This window comes from Kistimonas scapharcae, assembly GCF_039540975.1.
Lineage (GTDB): Bacteria > Pseudomonadota > Gammaproteobacteria > Pseudomonadales > Endozoicomonadaceae > Kistimonas > Kistimonas scapharcae.
In genome coordinates this window covers 1-2,380 of record NZ_BAABFL010000281.1, presented here as the reverse complement: position 1 = coordinate 2,380, position 2,380 = coordinate 1, and the positions used below count along the sequence as shown (strand labels likewise).

Sequence of the window (2,380 nt, the reverse complement as noted above, 5' to 3'; positions counted from 1 at the left end):
TTTTGTGCAAAAACTGTACTCTGTTGCCAAAAGTACGGCCAGCTTGCTCACATTCCCAAGGTTAAGCGGGATTTAAGGTTTTTCACCACCGCGCCGGATTTATTGAACGCATCGTGATAGACCTGTTCATAACGCGCCCACAGCCACCAGCTGCCCCGGTCACTCTCAAGGAAATCGGAACGTTCCGTCGAAAGGTCAGCAATGGCGGGCAGTTCGCCCTGCACCGTGATCTTGCCGTCCGCCGCGCGCTGGCCGCCACCGACTCGCATCACGTTTTCCATCCACTGGTAGGTGCGGGTGTTCTGCAGGGATTTATTCTTGATCATGCCGTGCGACGACTCACCACGGTTGGTCACCACATGGCCAAACGCAAACAGGTCGACCAGACTGTGCAGTGCGTTAGCCTCATAGTGCAACGCCGTGATCCAATATTTCGGATCGTCTTTGGCTTTGGCGGCATTCAGCAAAGCCAGGCGGTGCATGCCGGTATACCAGGCGACACCGGCACTGGAAAAATGCCAGTCGTTGACGTTCGCGATGCGAAGCATTTCATCGCCCCACCAGCCCGCTTCCTGGTATTCATCGTTACTGGCCGTGTTGGCGGAATTATTGCCCAGGCTGCCGAAGGGGGGCACCACACCGGAACCAATGGCACGGAGGTAGGTCTCTGACGCGACCGGTTTCGGGCAGTAAAAATCCTTGTAGTAGACATTGCCCCGCTCAAACTCCACATTCTGAATATCCTCGTTGGAGAGATAGCATTTGCCCGAGGTTGAACAGTGGGTGGTGCGTCTATAATCGCCGTAAATCGCCGAGAGTTCCCCTATTGAGAAGGGGGCCGCCTGACTCCCGGTATATGCAGGGACATAAAACACTTTTTCCGGCAACCGCCCTCTTTCCGGTATCCGGATCTTTTTGTTGTAATCCAGTTGCATGTAGGTATACCAGTAGCAGTTGTCCTGCACGGCAGCTTTGCTTTTGTCAAAATCATTCGTGTTATTGGTATCAAAACCCGTTGCCAGGGTCTTGGCTGCTTTCAGGAAGCCCAGGTATTCATCCGGATTCTGGTTCGCAAACAGTACCTGTGCGGGTAACACGACCGATGCGGGAATCTCCACCTCGGCAATCCCTCGGTCTGTAATCAATTTATGTTCTTCGGAATTAAACGCCTGCGTCTGGCTGAAAAATGATACCCCTAACACCCCAATGGCAAGACATCTTTTCACTTTCACTGACAGTCGGTCCCCGTCACACTCTCCACACAACAACCAATACCGGGAACGGCTCTGTTTTTTAGGCAAACAGAAACCCAGCCGTTGAAAAACAGCTCACCTGACAAGTACTGGTGAAGGAATGGAATTACATTAATAGATAGATACGGCAAGCCTTATCTGAATAAATAACGTTCTACTTTTGTATTTTTATTATTTTATTGCCAAGCACTTTAGCGACGTGCTGATTCACAATGAAAACTAATTGATAGCTACACCCCATTTTATTGAGTTATTCATTTATTATTCTTATTTACCATTAGCTGACGATTCGCAGACATTTTATAATCATTTGCCACTTTAAAATCATAGGCACTTATACCTAAGAAGTATCAAGACTTCTAATCCTCTTTCACTGCAAAATGCCATACCAACCTTGATTAGGGAACCATCACGTAGCCAGTCAGTACATGTTTTTTACAGTCGATGTTGCTGTCTCGTGGTTAACAACTGACGATAGCCATCATTGGTCAGGGGTTAGTCAGGGCCGGTTTAATCACCGGCCTTGTTGGTCAGAAGCGTGTCGTTAATCGACCCATTCCCAGCGCTGGGTGCCATCCCCCTGTGCACTCCAGAGATGGGCATCATGGCCATTAATGCCGGGACCATATAGCGGATCCTTGATATCCAGCGCTCTGCCAGTGTTCTTCTTCAGCAGGAAGCGTTGCTGGTCATCGTAGATCCACTGCTGGTTAGTGCCCAAATGACAGTTCCACAGGATGATCTTGGTGCCCTTGCCGGTGTTTCCGCCGCTGGCATCCAGACACATATTAGGATCCAGTGCCGAATGAATCCGTCCCAGCTCATCCTGGTACCAGTACTGGGAATCCGCACCATGGCAACTCCAGGCATGGGCCTGGGTACCCGGTGAAGTGCTGCGGCCTTCCAGATCCAGGCAGGCGCCGTACTGGCTGAACTTCAGTTTGCGGTACTGGGGCTTGGGATCCATCAGCGGGTTGGAGAATTTCCAGCGCTGTGTGCCGTCCTGCTGTGCATCCCAAAGATGAGCATTCCTGCCCTGGGTGACCACCTGCATATTCTGGTTTACTTGAACACCGATTCTGGTCTACTTGAACACCCCCGTCACCTTACGTATTGGCGAGCCTGAT

Annotated in this window: 2 protein-coding genes; both read right to left on the bottom strand. The window is 50.8% G+C overall.

Going from position 1 to position 2,380, the window contains the following annotated elements; translation table 11 throughout:
* Positions 1–47: 47 nt before the first annotated feature.
* Entirely contained in the window at positions 48–1,145 is a 1,098-nt protein-coding gene (locus tag ABD892_RS11065; RefSeq protein WP_345195706.1) for a hypothetical protein, read from the bottom strand.
* Between the two features lie 652 nt (positions 1,146–1,797).
* Positions 1,798–2,307 (bottom strand): ricin-type beta-trefoil lectin domain protein, encoded by a 510-nt coding sequence (locus ABD892_RS11060; RefSeq protein WP_345195705.1) that lies wholly within the window; start codon positions 2,305–2,307, stop codon positions 1,798–1,800.
* Between the last annotated feature and the right edge of the window lie 73 nt (positions 2,308–2,380).